This window comes from Pseudoduganella sp. RAF19, assembly GCF_052114165.1.
Lineage (GTDB): Bacteria > Pseudomonadota > Gammaproteobacteria > Burkholderiales > Burkholderiaceae_D > Rugamonas.
On record NZ_JBFREF010000002.1, the window covers coordinates 720,474 to 738,053 of the forward strand.

At 60.3% G+C, this 17,580-nt stretch carries 11 protein-coding genes; 2 read left to right on the forward strand and 9 right to left on the reverse strand.

All coding sequences use genetic code 11. The features are described from left to right. Nucleotides 1-25: 25 nt before the first annotated feature. The gene (locus AB4Z19_RS07850) at nucleotides 26-1,225 is read right to left on the reverse strand and encodes a ScyD/ScyE family protein (RefSeq protein WP_442029824.1); all 1,200 of its coding nucleotides are present in this window, start codon (nucleotides 1,223-1,225) and stop codon (nucleotides 26-28) included. A gap of 857 nt (nucleotides 1,226-2,082) precedes the next feature. On the opposite strand from AB4Z19_RS07850, the gene AB4Z19_RS07855 reads away from it, so the two are divergent. Then, nucleotides 2,083-2,508: a DUF3597 domain-containing protein gene (locus AB4Z19_RS07855; protein WP_442027055.1), complete on the forward strand. Its 426-nt coding sequence runs from the start codon at nucleotides 2,083-2,085 to the stop codon at nucleotides 2,506-2,508. Nucleotides 2,509-2,717: 209 nt separating this feature from the next. On the opposite strand, the gene AB4Z19_RS07860 is transcribed toward AB4Z19_RS07855, so the two are convergent. Next, nucleotides 2,718-4,283, reverse strand: a complete 1,566-nt coding sequence (locus AB4Z19_RS07860; protein ID WP_442027053.1) for a GH39 family glycosyl hydrolase — start codon at nucleotides 4,281-4,283, stop codon at nucleotides 2,718-2,720. A gap of 193 nt (nucleotides 4,284-4,476) precedes the next feature. Between AB4Z19_RS07860 and AB4Z19_RS07865 the strand changes: the two genes are divergently transcribed. Then, nucleotides 4,477-6,138 carry a family 43 glycosylhydrolase gene (locus tag AB4Z19_RS07865; protein ID WP_442034907.1) on the forward strand — a complete coding sequence of 554 codons (1,662 nt, stop codon included), beginning with the start codon at nucleotides 4,477-4,479 and terminating at the stop codon, nucleotides 6,136-6,138. Here AB4Z19_RS07865 and AB4Z19_RS07870 read toward each other — a convergent pair. The 7 genes from AB4Z19_RS07870 to AB4Z19_RS07900 all read right to left on the reverse strand — a co-directional run bounded on the left by AB4Z19_RS07870 (nucleotide 6,108) and on the right by AB4Z19_RS07900 (nucleotide 17,578). Further along, complete coding sequence (locus AB4Z19_RS07870) at nucleotides 6,108-6,941, reverse strand: aldose epimerase family protein (protein ID WP_442034908.1); 834 nt, start codon at nucleotides 6,939-6,941, stop codon at nucleotides 6,108-6,110. The genes AB4Z19_RS07865 and AB4Z19_RS07870 overlap by 31 nt on opposite strands. 94 nt (nucleotides 6,942-7,035) lie before the next feature. Further along, nucleotides 7,036-8,214, reverse strand: a complete 1,179-nt coding sequence (locus tag AB4Z19_RS07875) for a XylR family transcriptional regulator (RefSeq protein ID WP_442034910.1) — start codon at nucleotides 8,212-8,214, stop codon at nucleotides 7,036-7,038. 178 nt (nucleotides 8,215-8,392) lie between these two features. Then, entirely contained in the window at nucleotides 8,393-9,622 is a 1,230-nt protein-coding gene (locus AB4Z19_RS07880; RefSeq protein WP_442028775.1) for a helix-turn-helix domain-containing protein, read from the reverse strand. A gap of 77 nt (nucleotides 9,623-9,699) precedes the next feature. Continuing rightward, nucleotides 9,700-11,940 carry a glycoside hydrolase family 3 C-terminal domain-containing protein gene (locus tag AB4Z19_RS07885; RefSeq protein ID WP_442028774.1) on the reverse strand — a complete coding sequence of 747 codons (2,241 nt, stop codon included), beginning with the start codon at nucleotides 11,938-11,940 and terminating at the stop codon, nucleotides 9,700-9,702. A 15-nt stretch (nucleotides 11,941-11,955) separates the two neighbouring features. Beyond that, complete coding sequence (locus AB4Z19_RS07890) at nucleotides 11,956-13,029, reverse strand: glycoside hydrolase family 5 protein (RefSeq protein ID WP_442034911.1); 1,074 nt, start codon at nucleotides 13,027-13,029, stop codon at nucleotides 11,956-11,958. Between the two features lie 14 nt (nucleotides 13,030-13,043). Beyond that, nucleotides 13,044-15,893, reverse strand: a complete 2,850-nt coding sequence (locus tag AB4Z19_RS07895; RefSeq protein WP_442034913.1) for a TIM-barrel domain-containing protein — start codon at nucleotides 15,891-15,893, stop codon at nucleotides 13,044-13,046. Between the two features lie 35 nt (nucleotides 15,894-15,928). Continuing rightward, nucleotides 15,929-17,578: a GH35 family beta-galactosidase gene (locus AB4Z19_RS07900; protein ID WP_442034915.1), complete on the reverse strand. Its 1,650-nt coding sequence runs from the start codon at nucleotides 17,576-17,578 to the stop codon at nucleotides 15,929-15,931. Nucleotides 17,579-17,580 lie beyond the last annotated feature (2 nt).

The following is a 17,580-nucleotide window of genomic DNA, read 5'->3' on the forward strand; positions in this document are numbered from 1 at the left end:
CCCTGAAATCGGGGGCCGCATTCCTTCATTTCCCCCGACCGCACTTTAGCGTATCCGGATTATCGTCTTCGTCATCATCGTTGTTATGCCGGTGCGGGGCCGTGCAATCCGATATTTCAACGCGCAGGACCTGTCCCATTCCTGGTGGCGGGCCAAAGCCGATATTCGAAATATACAGCGCGCCATCCGGCCCGGCAGTCATACCGGTTGGGAAGAACAGCAGGCTACTGCTGCTGTCGATAAGCACCTGCTGGTCGCCGTTGGGCAGAATACGAACCAGGCGTCCGGTATGCGGATTCGGCCCCGGATCGCTGGCGGAGTAGGAAGTCTCCAGCACATACATCCGCCCGCGATTATCAAAGACCATGCCCATTACCTTGCTAAGTCCGGTCGCCAGCTGACGCACTTTGCCGTTCTGGCTTACTTTGTAGACGCCTTGTTTGTTGAGTTGATCCGGCGAGAAAGTACCCAGGTTCGAGAAGAAGAATTTCTCGTGGTAGGCAACCAGCGCGGTTGGCACGATGTGGCCTTGAGAAGCGGAGATATCGACCACGCGGCTGATATGCCCGTTGGTCTTTACTCTTACGATCTCGCCATGATTCGGCTCGACCGCGTAGAAATCGCCATCCACGACCACAAAGCTGGTCCAGGTGCCATCCGGCTCGAAGTCCAGCGGTTGCGGATTCGCCACCGGATTCGCCATCTGGAAGGCGCTCAGGTCGGCAATCAGCTTCCAGGTGCCGTCGCTGTTCACGCGCGCGATGCCGTTAGCCGTGTTCAGAACGCCATGCGAGCAGCCGGCTCCCGCCAGCAGCGCGTACATGCGGTGGCCGATAAACACGACATCGGCAACGCCACTGACCAGCCCTCCGGTCTCATCATTGGTCTGGCTGGACGGGAAGGTATCGGTGACTGTTGTGCGGTTGCCCGCTGCATCGACACGCGAAATGCGCCCTCCGGTTGGGCTGCCTTTGTAAGGACCCACGCCGGCCGCCTGCTGGCATTGCTGTTCGGTGGTCGAAGTAGAGCCACCAGTGCCGCCCTCGGCGACATATAAATTGCCGTCCGGGCCGAATCGCAGGCCCCGAGGATTATTTAAACCACTATTCACCAACACGTTGATGCTGACGGTCGGCACACTGGCCGGCGCTTCGGCCCATGCCATCGGTGCGTGGATAACAGTAGTAATTAGCGCAAGCGCGCCAACGCTTAAACTGGTTCTCATTTTTTAAACTCCCAGATATTAATCTAGAAGCTTAGAACGCTGTAACCACAAGTCAAGCCAAGAGTTTCTAATTTAATATCAACTCGCTGACACCCGTGGAAATAAAAAAAGCGGGACTAAAATAAGCGTTGACTGTATGCACACCACCGACCGATTCGGTGCCTGGTTCTTCGAATTGAGCTAGAGCGCGTCGACAGCCCTCCGGATATTTGGATTACCGGACAGGACGCGTTCGGCAATGATTTTAGGCACGTTGCAACTCTCCAGGTAGCGCCGCGCCTCGCAAGTACCCGCGATATATTGAAGGCCGATGCCGCATTGAACGGCTTGCGCCAACTCATTATTTATCCTGCGTCCGTCAGGCTCCATAGCCCACCCGCAATTTGTGAAATTTGTGAGTTTATTTTTTCACACTGTGGGATGGAGTCAATGGGAGGTCGTTTGATATAAATCAAACTTCAGCGGGATTTTTCGGTTCTCACAGGCGATCAAGTCTGGTGGCGGCGACGCATTGTCCAGCCCATCAGGCCCAGCATGCCGGCGCCATACATGGCGGCAAGCGCCGGTTCCGGCACGGCGATGGCGAGGCTGACGACATGGCCAGTCCAGTTATCCTGCAGCCAGGTGCGGAAACCGATGGTAGCCGAGGCATTGCGGTCGACCAGCTTGTCGGCAACGCCGCACCCGGAGAGAAGACCAGTGGCTGCTCAGTGCAATCGCGGCCGAGCCTGGCGCTGTACATCTTAGTGGGGCTGAGAACTCGACGACGCGCGCCAGCATTCTGAAAACGTTAGGCCGCGTACAGATGCCGCGCCTGTGCTTGGCTAGACTTTCGCTATTTATGAGTGAGGCTATTCATGGGCATCTTGAGCGATATCTTCCACAAGATTTTCCCGCCGTCGCACCCGGCGGCCGTACAAAACCCGACCACTGCGGCGCCCTCACCTGCCGGCGCAGCACCAACAGCACCCGCAGCGCCAGCTTCACCGACAGCATCCGCCGCTCCGGTGGCGCAGGCAGCAGAGCCGGTCGATGTCGAAGCGATTCTGACCGGGAAGGCCAAGAACGCCGGGCAAACGCTCCATTGGCGCGAGTCGATTGTCGACCTGCTGAAATTGCTGGACCTCGACAGCAGTCTCGCTTCGCGCAAGCAGTTGGCCCAGGAGCTGCACTATACGGGCAACACCAATGACTCCGCCAAAATGAATATCTGGCTGCATAAGCAGGTGATGTCCAAGCTGGCGGAGAATGGCGGCAAAGTGCCCGCCGAACTACGCGATTAAGATCTCGCGCCGCTCTTTGCTGGCCCGCTTGATCAGCGCACCAAGCTGGTTGGCATACAGGGCAACTGCGGGCGGCAGCGTGCCGAGCGGCGTCGCAAGCAGCGGATCACGCTAGCATCGACCAGCGATACTGTGCGCCGCTGCCGGGTGCCAGTTGGTTAACTCTGGCATTGGTGGCGGCTTAGACGCAAAGAAGATACGCTATGCCATCAGCGTCCGCGCAGCGGTTCCAGTGTCACCAGCACGACGTCATTGCTGCGCATCGGCACCTTGAGCGTGAAGGCACCCGACTTGCCGATGCTGACGATGCGGCTTGACTCCGGCGTGTCTTTGGTCAGGGCGCTGAGCCGGCCCAGCTGCTCGTTCGTCAGCTGTGCCGGCATGCCCATCTCGACATAGGCCGTGTAGGGATCATTCGCGCGGAAGCCGGTACGGTGCAGTTGCAGACGATATTTTCCTGCCTTCGCGTGAAGAACCTGGAGTGAAATTGGCGCGCTATCGGCAGCGGGCTGCACGCGGCTGTAGAACGAACGGTTGCTGACCGGCTGCCGCGGCTGCTGGAAATCCCACAGCACGGCGCGCACCGACTTGCCATCCGTGGCGGCCATGACTTGCCGGTCCTCGGCCGGAATCTCCTTGCCATCCAGCGAATGCAGATATTTGTAGGCAAAGTAGGCGCTCTTGCGGATGCGCTGCGGATTCATCAGGCCGAAGCCGCCTTCGAACGGCTTACGCTGCGGCCCAGGTTCTTCGAACAGATCGGAAAAAGTCCAGTAGCTCATGCCCTGCGCCAGGCCTTTACTGCTCTGAAGTTTGCTCAGGATGTAGGCAGCGCTGATGTACGAGTCGTGCACCAGATCACGCGGCGTGTAGCTGGTACTCCATTCGGTAAAATACAGCGGCAGCTGCGGATACTTCGACGCGGTGATCTGTTCGCGCACGCGGCGCACGTCACCCACAATCGCATCGGGCGATGGCGACAGCTTGGTATCGTCGACGCCCTTCTCGTCCAGGAAGCCGCTTTCGACACCATAGGTATGCGTCGTCACGAAGTCGACCGCTGCGCCGCTGGCCGCAACGTGATCAAGGAATTCAGGCACCCAGGCCGCACCGGCCGTCGATGGCCCGCCGACACGCAGCGCCGGGTCGAGCGCCTTGATCGTATTGGCCGTCGCGTCGTACAGTTCGAAATACGCTTTCTGGTCACCACCCTCCCAGAACCCGTCCAGGTTCGGCTCATTCCAGACTTCGAAGAACCAGCTCCGCACTTCCTCCTTGCCATAGCGTTGTTGCAGATGCGTGATGAAGGCTGCGATCAGGTTCTTCCATCCATTCAGTTCGGGATGCGAGGTATTGCCTTCCCAATAGAAAATCTGTGCCTTCGAAGTGGCCAATGCTTTGGGTGTGAAGCCCAGTTCGACAAAGGGTTTGATCTTGCGCGCCAGCAGATCGTCATACAGCTGATCGATGCCGGTCCAGTCGTACACGATCTTGCCGTCATCGGTCTTCACCGTCTGCAGCACATCGTGGAAGATGGCATGGAAGCGGATGTAGCGAAAGCCCGTTTCCTCGACGAGCGTCTTCAGCTGCGCCATGCTGTCGGCACGCCGCAAAGTGCCAGGATAATCCGAGCCAACGGACAGATCGAAGAACCGGTCCAGCGGCTGCTCCGCCCTTGCCACATCAAGCACTATCTGGCGTGGCTGTGCCTGTGCAGCGGACGCCGCGAAGGCCGCGCCCAATAGTGCGAAGCAGATGCGTTGCAGGTGTTTCATCCTCGAAGGCTCCTGATTTTTTAGTCGTGGCAGCGATGCTATCACCGCATATCTGGCACGTGAACGGCGATATCGCCGCTTGGGGTAAATCATTCTCCGCATCGGTGATTTTCATAATTGCCGCAGCCCTGCGGGTCTGCAAAGATGGCCTCGAATATCAACACAGAAGAGTTTTGATGAGAGTGATCGGCAAATGAAAAAGGATGAACCTATGCTCGACGCGGTCAAGCGCCGTGGTCTGCTCAAGCTTGCACTTGCCAGTGCCGGCGCTGCGGCGGCACCACTCGCGCCGGCCGCTCCAACCAACGCCGTCAGCGCCACAGCTTGCGCCGCCACCAGCGCGCTGCTGCAGCCGGCATATGGCATAGAAGGCCAGCGCAAGGCGGACCTTGGCACCGGCACCTTCGTCAATCCGATCGTGCCCGGCGACCACCCGGACCCAACGATCCTGAAAGACGGCGACGATTACTACATGACGTTCTCGTCTTTCCTGTCCTATCCCGGCGCCGTGATCTGGCACTCGCGCGATCTGGTGAACTGGGCGCCCATCGGCGCCGCACTCCATAAGCCGCTCGGTTCCGTCTGGGCCATGGACCTGGTCAAACACCAGGGTCGGTATTACCTGTACATTCCCGCCAGCCCGGATGGCAAGAGTTCCATCTTCGTGATTTATGCCGACGATATCCGCGGACCATGGAGCGAGCCAATCGATCTCAAGCTGTCCGGCTGCATTGATCCAGGCCACGCGGTCGGTGAGGACGGCAAGCGCTACCTGTTCGTCAACGGCGTGCGCCGCATTGCGCTCGCCGACGACGGCCTGTCCACCGCCGGCAAACTGGAGCAGGTCTACGAACCCTGGCGCTACCCGGATGACTGGGTGGTCGAGATGTTCGCGCCCGAGGGACCCAAACTGTTCCGGCGTGGCGAATGGTTCTATCTGGTGACGGCGGTGGGCGGCACTTCCGGCCCGCCGACCAGCCACATGGTCATCGTGGCACGTTCGCGATCGATCCACGGACCGTGGCAGGATTGTCCCGATAACCCGATTGTGCGCACCCGCAGCGCCGATGAACCGTGGTGGTCGCGCGGCCACGCCAGTGTGGTCGAAGGCCCCGGCGGCGACTGGTGGATGGTCTATCATGCTTACGAAAACGGCTTCCGCACACTGGGCCGCCAGACTTTGCTGGAGCCGATCGAATGGACCAGCGATGGCTGGTTCCGCGCGCGCGGCGGCACGCTGTCAGGTCCCTTGCGCAAGCCCAAAGGCGGCCAGTCCGGTCCTGCGGGCCAGGCACTGTCGGACGACTTCTCCACCAACAAGTTCGGCGTGCAATGGAGCTTTTTCGATCCCGGCCCTCAGGAAATGCAGCGTGCACGCTACGAAGACAAATGCCTGGCGCTGAGCGCCAAAGGCAGCTCGCCTGCCAATTGCTCGCCACTGACCTGCATCGTTGGCGACCGCGATTACGAGGCATCGGTCATGCTGGAGATCGGCGAAGGCGCACAGGGTGGACTGCTGCTGTACTACAGCCAGCGCGGCTACTGCGGCATCGGTTTCAGCCAGACGCAGATGTTCACCTACCACTGCAGCGAGGAGCAAAGCTGGATGCGCGAGAAAGTGCCGGCGAAGACCATTCACGTCAAGCTCACCAACCGCGCCAACATCGTCACCTTCCACTACTCGCGGGATGGCAAGCGCTGGATCAAGCATCCGTGGCAGATGGAGGTATCCGGCTTCCATCACAATGTGTTCGGAGGCTTCCTCAGCCTGAAGGTCGGCATCTATAGCGCCGGTAGCGGTGTGGTCAAAGCACGGCAGTTCGTCTACCGTGGATTAGAGAGCGCGAGCCGGTAGACGGAAGTCTGGCGATATACCTGGCCCGGCGTGACAACGATGCCGGGCCATGAAGCGCACCTCAGGTCCGGACAGGCGCGGGCTTCGATCGTAAAGCCGCCCTGCCGGCCCGCACAGAACTGCACGGCTGCTTCGGTGGTGTGCAGCTGCAGGCTGCGGCCGGAGCCCGGGTCGACAATCAGGGCCACGGCACGCAAAGGTCCCTGGCCTCCCGTGAAATGGTTACGAACGAAAAAGGCGTGGTTAAAGCCGGCGCTGCGCAGGATCTGGCTGTCGGGCCAGCGTAAGCGTGCTCCGATCGGCGCCGGGTGCCGGAAATCGAAGGCGGTGCCGCCTACAGCAGCGACGCCGCCTGGCTTGCCGTCCATATCCACTTCGACGTAGAAATCGGCATCGATCTGCACCATGTGGTCGGACACGTCGGCCATGCCGCCATTCAGATTGAAGCAAGGATGCGAAGCCAGCGCCAGCGCTGTGGGCGCCATCGCCACCACCTCGTGCTGCACGGTCAGGCAGCCATCGTCGTCCAGCCGGTATTCCGCCAAGGCGGCGGCGCGCCCTTCCTCCATCCGCATCAGCGAGACCGCGCCGTCCACATGGCGGCCTTGCCAAAGCGCGTGGATTGCGCCGCCTGAGGGGGGCTGCAACACGTCCGCCATGCGGCCGTAGCGGTCCGGCGCACGCCAGGACCACAAGGCGGCGCCGCGCTCGCTGATTGTTACCGCCATGCCGCCGGCATTCCTGAGTGTGAATAAGCGGTGTTCGTCCGCCTTGTATGCGATGCCGAAAGTTGGTTTGGTCATGCTGCCATTCTGCGATCCGCGCCCTGGCGATTCAATTGCGAAAATCACCAAGGCCCGGAACGATTCTGGCTAATCGGGCGGCCCCGTTCGGCCTTCAGTCCGCCAGGACCCGATCGCGGTAAGCGCGCGGGGTGCATCCCAATTCGCGCTTGAACACCAGATGCATGTACTGGGTCGAGGTAAAACCGCAGCCCAGCGCCACATCGGCAATGCTGCGTTCACCGTTTTCCAGACCGGCCTTGGCCGCGTCCAGCTTGAACTCCAGGATCACATCGTGCACGCTGCGGCCCAGCTCCTGGCGAAAATATGCTTCCAGCGAGGAGCGCGAAACGCCGACATAATCCGCCACCTGGTGGGTCTTGATGCCCTGGCAGGCATACTGCCGTATGAAATGGCGCGCCCGCGCCACATGGGGATGCCGCACCGCCTGGTGCTGGCTCGATGCAAACACATTGATGCCGGCCGGGGGCATCAGGATGCGCGTATTCCCGAGACGCACGCCGTGCAGCATCTGGTCCAGCAAGTGGGCTGCGGTGCGTCCCATTTCCTGCGCGCCCTGGATCACGGAACTGAGCGGAATCCGGGTCAGCATGCGCACCAGCGGATCGTTATCGATGCCGATCAGCGCCACCTGCTCCGGCACTGCAATGCCGGCAATGATGCAGGCCTGTAGCAGCTGGCGTGCCCGCGCATCCGTCACGGCGATGATGCCAACCGGCTTGGGCAGGCTGCGCAGCCAGGCGACCTGGCCCTGCACCGTGTCGTCCCAGGAGGAGGCGCTGGTGCCGCAGCCGCGGAAAATCTCGGCTTCCATCTGGTCGGCGGACATCAGGCTGCGGAAGGCATTTTCGCGTTCCTGCGCCCAGCGGTTTTCCCTGGCCTCCGGCAGACTGAACATCGCAAAGCGCTGCAAGCCGACATCGATCAGATGATCGCGGGCCAGTTTGATCAGTTTGAAATTATCCGTCGCCACATAAGGTACTCGCGCCGGATATTCGGCCTCGTCGGCATAGGAACCGCCGACGGCCACTACCGGCACGCTGCAACGGCTTAATGCGGCGGCGACGGCGGGATCATCAAAATCGGCAATAATGCCGTCGCCCGACCAATTCTCAATGCCGGCCAGGCGCAGACGAAAATCTTCTTCCAGAAATAAATCCCATGCCGCACGCGTACTTCCCAAATAAGCGGCAATGCCGGCAATAACCTCTCGATCAAAACTCTTATTCGCGTTGAATAATAAGGCGATACGATGACTTTTGGTAGTATTCATGGGCGTCCTCAATCAGACGCAGCGCTTGGCTTCATTTCCATTGTCTCCTCGGTATTATTTATTTTTGCGGCGCGGGTCGCCGATAGCGTGAGCGTACCCACAGCCCAAGCATAGGAGGAAGGCCCTGGCGGGCAGTAACGCACACATGGAAATTTCTATCAAAGTGCAAAAATTGCGATTAGTTCTGCTGGGAGTGCAAGGGAGTGGCGACCGAAGTTTCCTGCTGGACAGCAAGGCTGCGGAAGGATTTGGGGGTACAACCGTATTCTTCCTTGAACAGCTTATTAAAGTAAGAGACATTCGAATAGCCTACCGAATAAGCAATTTCCGCAATGGTGGCGCCGCCTTTCTCGGCCAGCAATCTGGCAGCTTCGGTCAGCCGCAATTTATTCAGATAGCTGGTAAATGTCATGCCAAGTTCCGACTTCAAGACCTCGTTGACTTTATTGCGGTTGGTGCCGGTGGCAGTCACCACGCCATCCAGATCCAATTCGGTATTTGTATAATTCGTCGCAATAAAGCGCAGGACCGATGCCTTTTCCTTGTCGCGGTATGGCTCCAGCGTTAATTCGCGATAAGCGACCAGCGGCAGGTCTTTTTTCATTCTGGAGTTCAGGCTCATGGTCAGCGCCTGCGAATGGGCGCGGAAAAACCATAGAGCAAATGCGGCCCAACTCGCCAATAGCATGGCCACCAGGGCTGCGATATACCGGTAATCGCGGCCATGGATCGTCAGTTCGCTGATGTCCATATAGGAGTCGACGTTGTGCGGACTCTGGATGCTGGTGCCGAAGACGAATTTCGACACCTTGTTCAGCTCATACCCCTGGTGCGAGAGATCGAGATTGACCTGGTAGAACCACCATTCCGGAATACTCAGCCGGGTAAGATCCAGCGAGACAGGAACGCCCCGTTCGTTACAGGAAAAATAGGTGCCGGGCGAGCGGTAGGTCAGGAATTCGCCCACGCGGGAGATCTTGGGGTCGAAGGTCGAAATGCCGAACACCATCGAGCTGGCCGGCGCGCACTTGGCCAGGAAGGTAATGTCGGTGTACTTGGACCAATCCACCAGGGCCAGCCGCCCTTTCGCATCATATAAGGCCATGCCGGCCGAAGCGAAGGGATACTTGCCGACGTCGGTCAGCCTGAACTCGAAGCGCAATTGTCCGCGCTCGCTGCGGGTCACCTGGACCGTGGAGGTGCCGCCCATCTCCACATCCGAATTGGTCATGTAATGCCAGCCGGGGTCCGCACGGTTCGAAGCGAACAGCGGCACCGACAGATAGCTCTGATAGAACAGGAAAAATGCCAGCACCGCGTCCGCGACTACCACGACAATGAGTGCCAGCAGTGCCTTCTTATAAAACTCTTGCATTAGTGTTGTGGTGATTGAACTGTCTCGACGCAATGCCTCTTGCCGGGCTTGCTGATTGCATCATAGCAGTTCAATCACTAAATGGGGCACACTCTCCCCCGGCCGGGCGGTCAGCGCTCCGGATGCAGTGGTTTGCCGTTGACGTCGTAGCTGGCCGCTTCCAGGTGCAGCACCGTGCTAATCGCCTTGGCGCCGGCGGCATCCGCTGCGAGTATCAGCCGGTAGTCGCCTTTGGCCACCTGCCAGGTCTTGCTGGCAGTGTCGTACATGGCCAACAAACGCGGATCAATCGTGATGGAAGCGGCTGTTTCCGCCCCCGGCTGCAGATCCACCTTCTGGAATCCGGCCAGCCGCTTGGGCGCTTCCCACTGGGCGCCGAGCGGCGCGACATACAACTGGGCCACTTCCTTGCCGGCCCGCTTGCCCAGATTTTTCACCGTGAAGGAGGCTTGCAGGGCGCCGTCCTTCATCCCGGCGGACAGCTGGACGAAACCGAACTCGGTGTAGGACAGGCCATGGCCAAATGGGAACAGCGGTTTCAGGCCCTTCAGGTCGAACCATTTATAGCCGACCGCCGCGCCTTCGCCGTATTCGACATCGAAACGCTTGTCAGCCACTTCGGGGTAGCCGTCCAGGGCCGCGCGCGGCAACTGGGTTTCCGATTGCGGGAAGGTGGCCGGCAAATGGCCGGAAGGATTCACTTCGCCAAACAGCACACTGGCGATGGCTTCGCCGCCGCTGGTTCCCGGATACCATGCTTCCAGCACGGCCGCCGCTTTCGGCAGCCAGGGCATGGTCACCGGTCCGCCGGTTTCCAGCACCACGACGGTTCTCGGATTGGCCGCAGCCACGGCAGCAATCAGCGCATCCTGCCGGCCACCCAGTGAAAGATTCGGAAGGTCGAAGCCCTCGCCCGCCCATTGGGTGGCAAAGACTACGGCCACATCGCTTTCACGCGCCAATTTCGCCGCCGCTGCCGGGTCGGCGCCGTCGTTGAAGGCCACCCTTGCTGCCGGCAGGCGCTTCTGCATGGCTTTCAGCGGCGAAGAAGGATAGACCATCACCGGACCGGGCCAGTTTTTGGGCTCCATTCCTGGCACGGCATTTCCGCCCGCCGGGTACACCAGCGAGGAGCCGCCACCCGCCAGCACGCCCTTATCGGCGTAGCCGCCAATGACAGCGACGCGTTTCACGGCGGTGGTCAGCGGCAGGACCGCATCGCTGTTTTTCAACAGGACGATGCCCGCCTGGGAATCCTGAAGCGAGATAGCCGCGTGCGCGCCGAAATCGATTTTGCCGGGTTCCGCCGCGGCCGGGCGATCCACCACGCCGTGCTCGAACATCGCATGCAGGATGCGGCGCGCCATATCGTCCAGACGCGACTGCGGCACCCAGCCGTTCAGGACCGCTTCCTTGAGCGCCGGTCCGAAATACTCGGCAACGTCGAACGGCACGCCGGATTGCTGGTCCAGACCTGCGTTCGCCGCCGGAACGGTGCTATGGGTGGCGCCCCAATCCGACATCACCCAGCCCTTGAAGCCCCAGTCCTTTTTCAGCACTTCGTTCAGCAGGTAGCTGCTCTCGCAAGCGTACACGCCGTTGACGCGATTATAGGAACACATGACCGCGCCGGGATTGCCCTCCTCTTTGGCGATCTGCAGGGCGAGTAAATCCGACATGCGCGCCGACTGGTCATCAATCCTGACGTTCAGCGTATTGCGGCCCGTCTCCTGGTCGTTCAGCGCGAAGTGCTTCAGCGTGGAGATCACGCCGTTCGACTGAATGCCCCTGATTTGCGCGCCAACCATTTTGCCCGCCAGCAGAGGGTCCTCGCCGCCATACTCGAAGTTGCGGCCATTGCGCGGATCGCGCATCAGATTGACGCCACCCGCCAGCAGGACGTTGAAGCCGAAGCCGCGCGCCTCCGCACCGATCATCGCGCCACCTGCGTAAGCCACTTGCATGTCCCAGGTTGCGGCGGTATTCAGGCCTGAGGGCAGCGCGGTTGCCGCACGCGCGTCGGGGCCAGCCTGGCTCGCGACGCCAATGCCGGCGTCAGCCTCCCACAGGTTCGGGATGCCCAGGCGCGGCACGCCATACACAAATCCTGCCGACTGCTTGTGCGCCTGCTGCGGACGCTGGAAATGCTTGGACGCCATGTCGGAGCCAAAGTAGCCAAAGACCAGCTTCAGTTTTTCGTCCAGGGTCATCTCCTGAACAGCCAGCCCGGCACGTTTCGCCGGCTTCAACTGCGGGTTCATCCAGGGTTGGCTATCCGGCGCGGCCAGTGCGGTGCCGATATACATCGCTACCGCGGCCGCCAGGAGGTACTTCGTTTTCTTCAATTTCATGGATTCCTCTAAAAACTACCGTGCAGCTTTGACGATGGCGCTGATCACATCCGGAAAGGCTTGCGCGCCAGTGGAGCGGTTGAACAGACCGGATTGGTGGTTATCGTTGTAGCCGTTGTCCCAGTACATCGGCACCAGACCGTGTTCGAGCGCAGAACGTGTCACATACTGATCCCAGTGCGTTCGATTGCTGCCCGCCGGATCATGTTCGGTGCGCAGCATGGCGCCATACTCGCCCAGGATAACCGGGATACCTTTGTCGATGAAGGCCGTCTTCATTTTCTGCATCTGCGCGTCCACGTGAGATTCATTGGCCCAGCCGGAAGGGTTGACGGCCTGACCCCACTGCCAGGAATTGCTGTTGGCATCGATGGTGAAGTCCCATGGGTCGTAGAAGTGCACTTCCATCATCAAGCGGTTGCTTACGCGGTCATCCGGCATGGAAGCGTTGCAGCTCAAGGCATTGTCGATATTGGTGTTATACGCTTGCACGACCAGATGACGGTGCAGGTTATTACCGCCGGTACTGCGCACTGCCGTGACGAAGGTCTGGTTGAAGCCTTTCTGCACCTCGCAGTTCTCGGCAGTCGGCGGGCTATAGTGGCCGGGGACCAGGACTTCATTGGTACCTGCGAACAGCAGCGTATCGCCGTGATTCCTGAAGTTGCCGGCGATCTGCGTCCAATACTTGCTCAGGCGCGCGTTGGCTGCTGCCTGGTGCGCGTAATCGGGCTGCAGCCAGCCGCCATCCCAGTGAATATTGAGAATGGCGTACAGGCCCGCCCTGTGCGCATAGTTCACAACCTGCGTCACGCGCTCCATCCAGCGTGGACTGATCTTGTCGTCGGCGTCCGCATATTGGCTCCACGCCGCCGGAATGCGCACGCTTTTGAAGCCGGCGGCCTTGATGGCATCGAACAAGGCCTGATTGGCGGGTGGATTACCCCAGGCCGTCTCACTTCCGGTGGCTTCCAGCGCATTGCCGAGGTTCCAGCCGGGCGCCATTTGCTGGGCAAATTGCAGGCTGCCGATATCGCGCATGGCATCCTCAGCATGCGCGGCAGACGCCGCGCAGATTGCAAGGACCAACAGAGTCTTCGATCTCACCGTTTCACCGTCAGTGCTTTGCCTTCGTACGTGACTTGCTTGTCTGCCTTATCGAAGGACTGCGCGGCCGCAGTGCCAGCACCGATAAACTGGATCTTGAACACGCGCTTTGCCACCATTCCCGGATACTGGCCGCTGCGCGCGCCTATGGTCACGGTGCCGGTCTTATCGTCGTAGCGCAGCGGAATGCGGCTCGATTCGCCCCGCGTATAACCCAGGCTGACGCCGTCGTCTTCGTACAGGCTGAACTGGCCGTCGGCGCCGGTAAAGACCTGCAGGGTAATCGGCGCGTCGGGATGTTCGTCGACGTACTGGCTGACCGGCGCAGTCGGCACAATGGCGCCCGCCTTCACAAAGACAGGAATGCGTGCTGCCGGAGCCGCCACGGTAACGGTGCTGCCGCCTTTGTGCAGCGCACCGGTATTGAAGTCATACCAGCTGGCGCCCTGCGGCAGATAGACGCTGCGTTCGCGTGCACCGTAGGTGTAGACCGGAGCAATCAACAAATCATGGCCGAACAGATATTGGTCCTTGATGTCCTTTACGCGCTCATCACCCGGAAAGTCCATCACCAGGCCGCGCATGATGGTGCCGGCGTTGTAATAGGTATCGGACGCGGTTGCATAGATATAAGGCATCAGGCGATAGCGCAGCTTCAGGTACCAGACCATGGAATCGCGCATCTCCGAGCCTTCCGGCGCGATATTGTAGATTTCGCGCTTCACCACTTCACCGTGGGAACGGAACAAGGGCGAGAAGGCGCCGAACTGGAACCAGCGCAGATTCAGTTCCTGCCACTCCTTCAGGTCGGCCGGATCGATCTTTGCGCCGGTTGTACCGCGGTTTTCCTGGGCCGAGCCGAGATCGCCGTACTGGTAACGGTTCTCCTGGGCATAGCCACCGATATCGTGCGTCCAGTTCGGAATGCCGGACATGGAGAAGTTCACGCCCGTCGAAATCTGCTCATACAGATTGCTCCAGCGGCTGGCCACATCGCCGCTCCACACCGCCACGGAGTTACGCTGGATGCCGGCAAAGCCTGAGCGCGACAGGATGAACTGGCGCTTATCCGGCTGGTCGCGGCGCAGGCCGTCGATCAGCGCTTGCGTATGCACCAGGCTGTATGAGTTGTAGGTGATTTCGCCGGCGCCGTAAATAGTCGGGCCGATCAGCTTCCTGAAGTCGGCGGGACGAGAGTTGGACAGCACATCCGGCTCGCTATTGTCCATCCACCAGGCGTCGAAACCCAGGTCCACCAGCTTGTGCTTCATCTGGCGATAGTAGATGTCACGCGCTTCCGGAGCGTATGGGCTGTAGTGGGTGTTCTTGTATCCCGGCCCGACCCAGTCCAGCGCGCCGTTCTCGACGTTCCTGGTCCACATATGGCCTTTTTCCAGCAGCTCTTTGTAATTGGCCGTGGTGTCGTAGAACTTGCCCCATACGGACAACATGATGTGAGCGTGCTGGCGGTGAACTTCATCCACCATGCCTTTCGGATCGGGGAAGCGAACCTTGTCGAAGTCATGCGAGCCCCAGGCGTTTTCCGGCCAGTAGAACCAGTCCTGCACGATATTATCCAGCGGCCACTGGCGCTGGCGGTATTCGTGCAGGGTGTCCAGCAGTTGCTGCTGCGTCTCGTAGCGCTGGCGCGACTGCCAGAAGCCGTAAGCCCACTTCGGCATCATCGGCGCCTGGCCGGTCAGGTGGCGATAGCCGGCGATGACCTTGTCCATGCTGTCACCGCGAACCACGTAATAATCGATGCCCTGTGCGATGTCGGAAGACAGCGTGAGCGAACGGCGTTCCGCATCAGGCAGCGGATCGTTGTGGGTGATGGCGACCATGCCGCCGGACGGCTTCCATTCCAGGTGCAGCTTGACCGGCTTGTTCTTCTCGAACTTCACTTCGAAGTTGTGATACCAGGGATTCCAGCCCTGGCGCCACACATCCATGACCTGCTTGCCATTGATGCTCAGCGTGGCGTAATCGGAGGCGTAAAGCTGCATCTTGTGCACGCCGGGCTTGTCGCTCGCCAGCGTAGCGTCCCACACTACTTTCACGTCTTTCAGGTTCTTGATCGGCCCCAGTTCCCTGGGCCAGTTCTCGGCCACATCCTTCAGGTACTGGTAAGCGATATCGTCTTCCTTGCGGGTCAGCGCCAGCTTGCCGCCAACGTAGTAGCGCGCCGTCATGTCCAGCTTCAGGTCGCGCTTCATCGGTCCGTATGCGCGGGGATTGCCGAAACGGGAAATGGCGTTGTTGTCCCACAGGACGCCGTAATTCTTGTCCGAGATCACGAAGGGCACGGCGACATCCATATTGTGCTGGGCCAGCAGCACGTCTTCGCCGTTCAGGTTCATCTGGGCGTTCTGGTGCTGGCCCAGGCCGTAGAAGGCGTCCTTCGTGCCGTGATTGAAGCCTTCCGTGATCGTCACGAAGGGTTTGCCCTGGACGTCGATTGGCCTCATCGATTCCGACGCCTGGCTGAGGAACGGTGTGCCGCCGGCGTCCGAGAACTGCACGCTTCCCGTCGCCAGGGAAACCGCTGCGGCGATCTTGTTGGCCTTGAGCGTGACAGTGTCGCCGCTGCGGTTGACCGTAAAGGCACAGGTGCATGGTTTGGCGATGGTCATCAGCGATGGTGTCAACGCCTTGCCGCTGGCGTCCAGTTTGAGCACGTGGATGATGTTATCGTCCATCAGTTCCAGGCGAACCTCCTTTGCCGCGCCGGTGTCAGGCTTGACGACGATGCCATTGGCCGTTTGCTCGAAGGTGCCTGCAAAGGCATTGCCGCTGGCGGCCAGGGCGATCACCACGCCCGCAGCCTGCATCGCTTGAAAACGCATTGTCTCTCCTTTTTTCCCCTGGGGTCAGGGTTTGCTTAATAAGTGCCCAGCCGGACTTTCAGCACGACAGGCCTGGCTGGCAGGTTCAGGCCGTAGTCGGTCTGGTCGCCGTTCCAGTTGCGCTCCATGACCCATTTGCCCGACGCATCGAAACTGCCCTCTTCCACCCGGGCGTACATGCTGCTCTTCCCTTCGTTGGGGCCGGAACCACTGATCTTTACGCGCGCATGCTGGCCGGCGATAATGAATTCGCTGTCCCCGATCTGCGCAATGGCAGCGCCGCCGTTGGGCGCATCCGTACCGGGCGGCAGGTCCTTCATGTCCGGCCAGAAGTGCTTCTCGCCCATCTGCCATTCGCGGAAGGAAACCGTGGCCTTCCAGCCCTTCATTTCGATAGTTTGCGGCGTACGCTCTTCGCTTTCTGACACGCCGTAGGTACGGCCCTCGAACGCCCACTTCGCCCACTGCCGCTGCATCGGCGCAAACACCTTGTAGACCGCGGCGAATGGCGCCACCATGGCCTTGTCCTTCAGCTTCGAGCCGAGCGGGAAATTGCTGTAGTCCGCATAGTCCAGACCAAATGGTGAATAGCCCAGCGCACCACGGCCGATGATCAGCCAGGCGTAACGCGCATAGCCTTCAGCATTGCCGATCTCCGGCACCATTAGCGGATTGTCGGCGCGCTGGAACTTGTCCAGCGTTGCAGTGACCTTGGCCCACTCCGGCGAGTAGATATCCGGTGCGGCGAATTCGATGTGCGGCGCGGCGGCCTTGTAGATGTCGATCACGTCGAAAGTCGGGCCGCCGCTGCCGAAATTGTTCTTCCACGGCGCCATTGGCTCCAGCGGATCGCGCAGCGCATTGTTGACGTACATCGGCAAGTCGTACACGGCGCGGCCCGCCTTGGCGATTTCCTCGATATAGCTGGCAATGGCCCAGGCGTGGAAGTATTCCTCCGCATACGGACCATAGACTTCGGACCAGCTGCCGGAAGCCGCGCCGGGCACCGGCGGCTGCTTGTGCGCCAGAACGGATGCAGGCACCGGCTGCGCAAACGCCGCCTGCGCGCGGGCGCCGTAATCGCGCACCAGACCGTAAGTCCCGACCTCGTTCTCGACCTGCACCATGATCACGGTACGGTCTCTTTCATCGATCTGCCTGATATGCTTCATCAACTCGACGAAGGCCTTGCGATCCGCTTTCAACGTCTCTTCGCCGAACGGCGACAGGCAGTAGAAGACCTTGCCGTCCTTGTCCAGCATGCGCGGGAAGCGCTGGTTATTGAACTTCACCCATTCCGGCGAATAGCTGGCGTTGGTGTTCTTCCAGGTGCCGAACCACAACAGCACAAGGCGCACCTTGTTCTGGCGCGCCTCTTTGACCAGGGTATCGACAAAGCTGAAATCGAAATGGCCTTCGGTGGGCTCGACCTGCTCCCACGCGACGGGCACTTCGACCGTATTGGCTCCTGCATCCCTGATGGCGGCCCACAGCGGCTTCAACGCCGCCGGGTAGTTGCTGGAATTGTGTGCCTGCCCGCCCAGCATCAGGAAAGGCGCGCCATCGACCATCAGGGCGTGGCGGCCATCCTTCGATACCAGGCGCGGTATCTCGGCAGCCAGGCCGCTCGCGGCCAGGCTTGCCATGCACAGAAAGACCAGGGTACGTTTGAAGGATCGCTTCATGC

Bases quoted from the DNA above. Each gene is read 5' to 3' on its own strand.
- AB4Z19_RS07875 (WP_442034910.1), bottom strand. From the start codon at position 8,214: ATGAATACTACCAAAAGTCATCGTATCGCCTTATTATTCAACGCGAAT.
- AB4Z19_RS07865 (WP_442034907.1), top strand. From the start codon at position 4,477: ATGAAAAAGGATGAACCTATGCTCGACGCGGTCAAGCGCCGTGGTCTG.
- AB4Z19_RS07870 (WP_442034908.1), bottom strand. From the start codon at position 6,941: ATGACCAAACCAACTTTCGGCATCGCATACAAGGCGGACGAACACCGC.
- AB4Z19_RS07855 (WP_442027055.1), top strand. From the start codon at position 2,083: ATGGGCATCTTGAGCGATATCTTCCACAAGATTTTCCCGCCGTCGCAC.
- AB4Z19_RS07900 (WP_442034915.1), bottom strand. From the start codon at position 17,578: ATGAAGCGATCCTTCAAACGTACCCTGGTCTTTCTGTGCATGGCAAGC.
- AB4Z19_RS07885 (WP_442028774.1), bottom strand. From the start codon at position 11,940: ATGAAATTGAAGAAAACGAAGTACCTCCTGGCGGCCGCGGTAGCGATG.
- AB4Z19_RS07850 (WP_442029824.1), bottom strand. From the start codon at position 1,225: ATGAGAACCAGTTTAAGCGTTGGCGCGCTTGCGCTAATTACTACTGTT.
- AB4Z19_RS07895 (WP_442034913.1), bottom strand. From the start codon at position 15,893: ATGCGTTTTCAAGCGATGCAGGCTGCGGGCGTGGTGATCGCCCTGGCC.
- AB4Z19_RS07860 (WP_442027053.1), bottom strand. From the start codon at position 4,283: ATGAAACACCTGCAACGCATCTGCTTCGCACTATTGGGCGCGGCCTTC.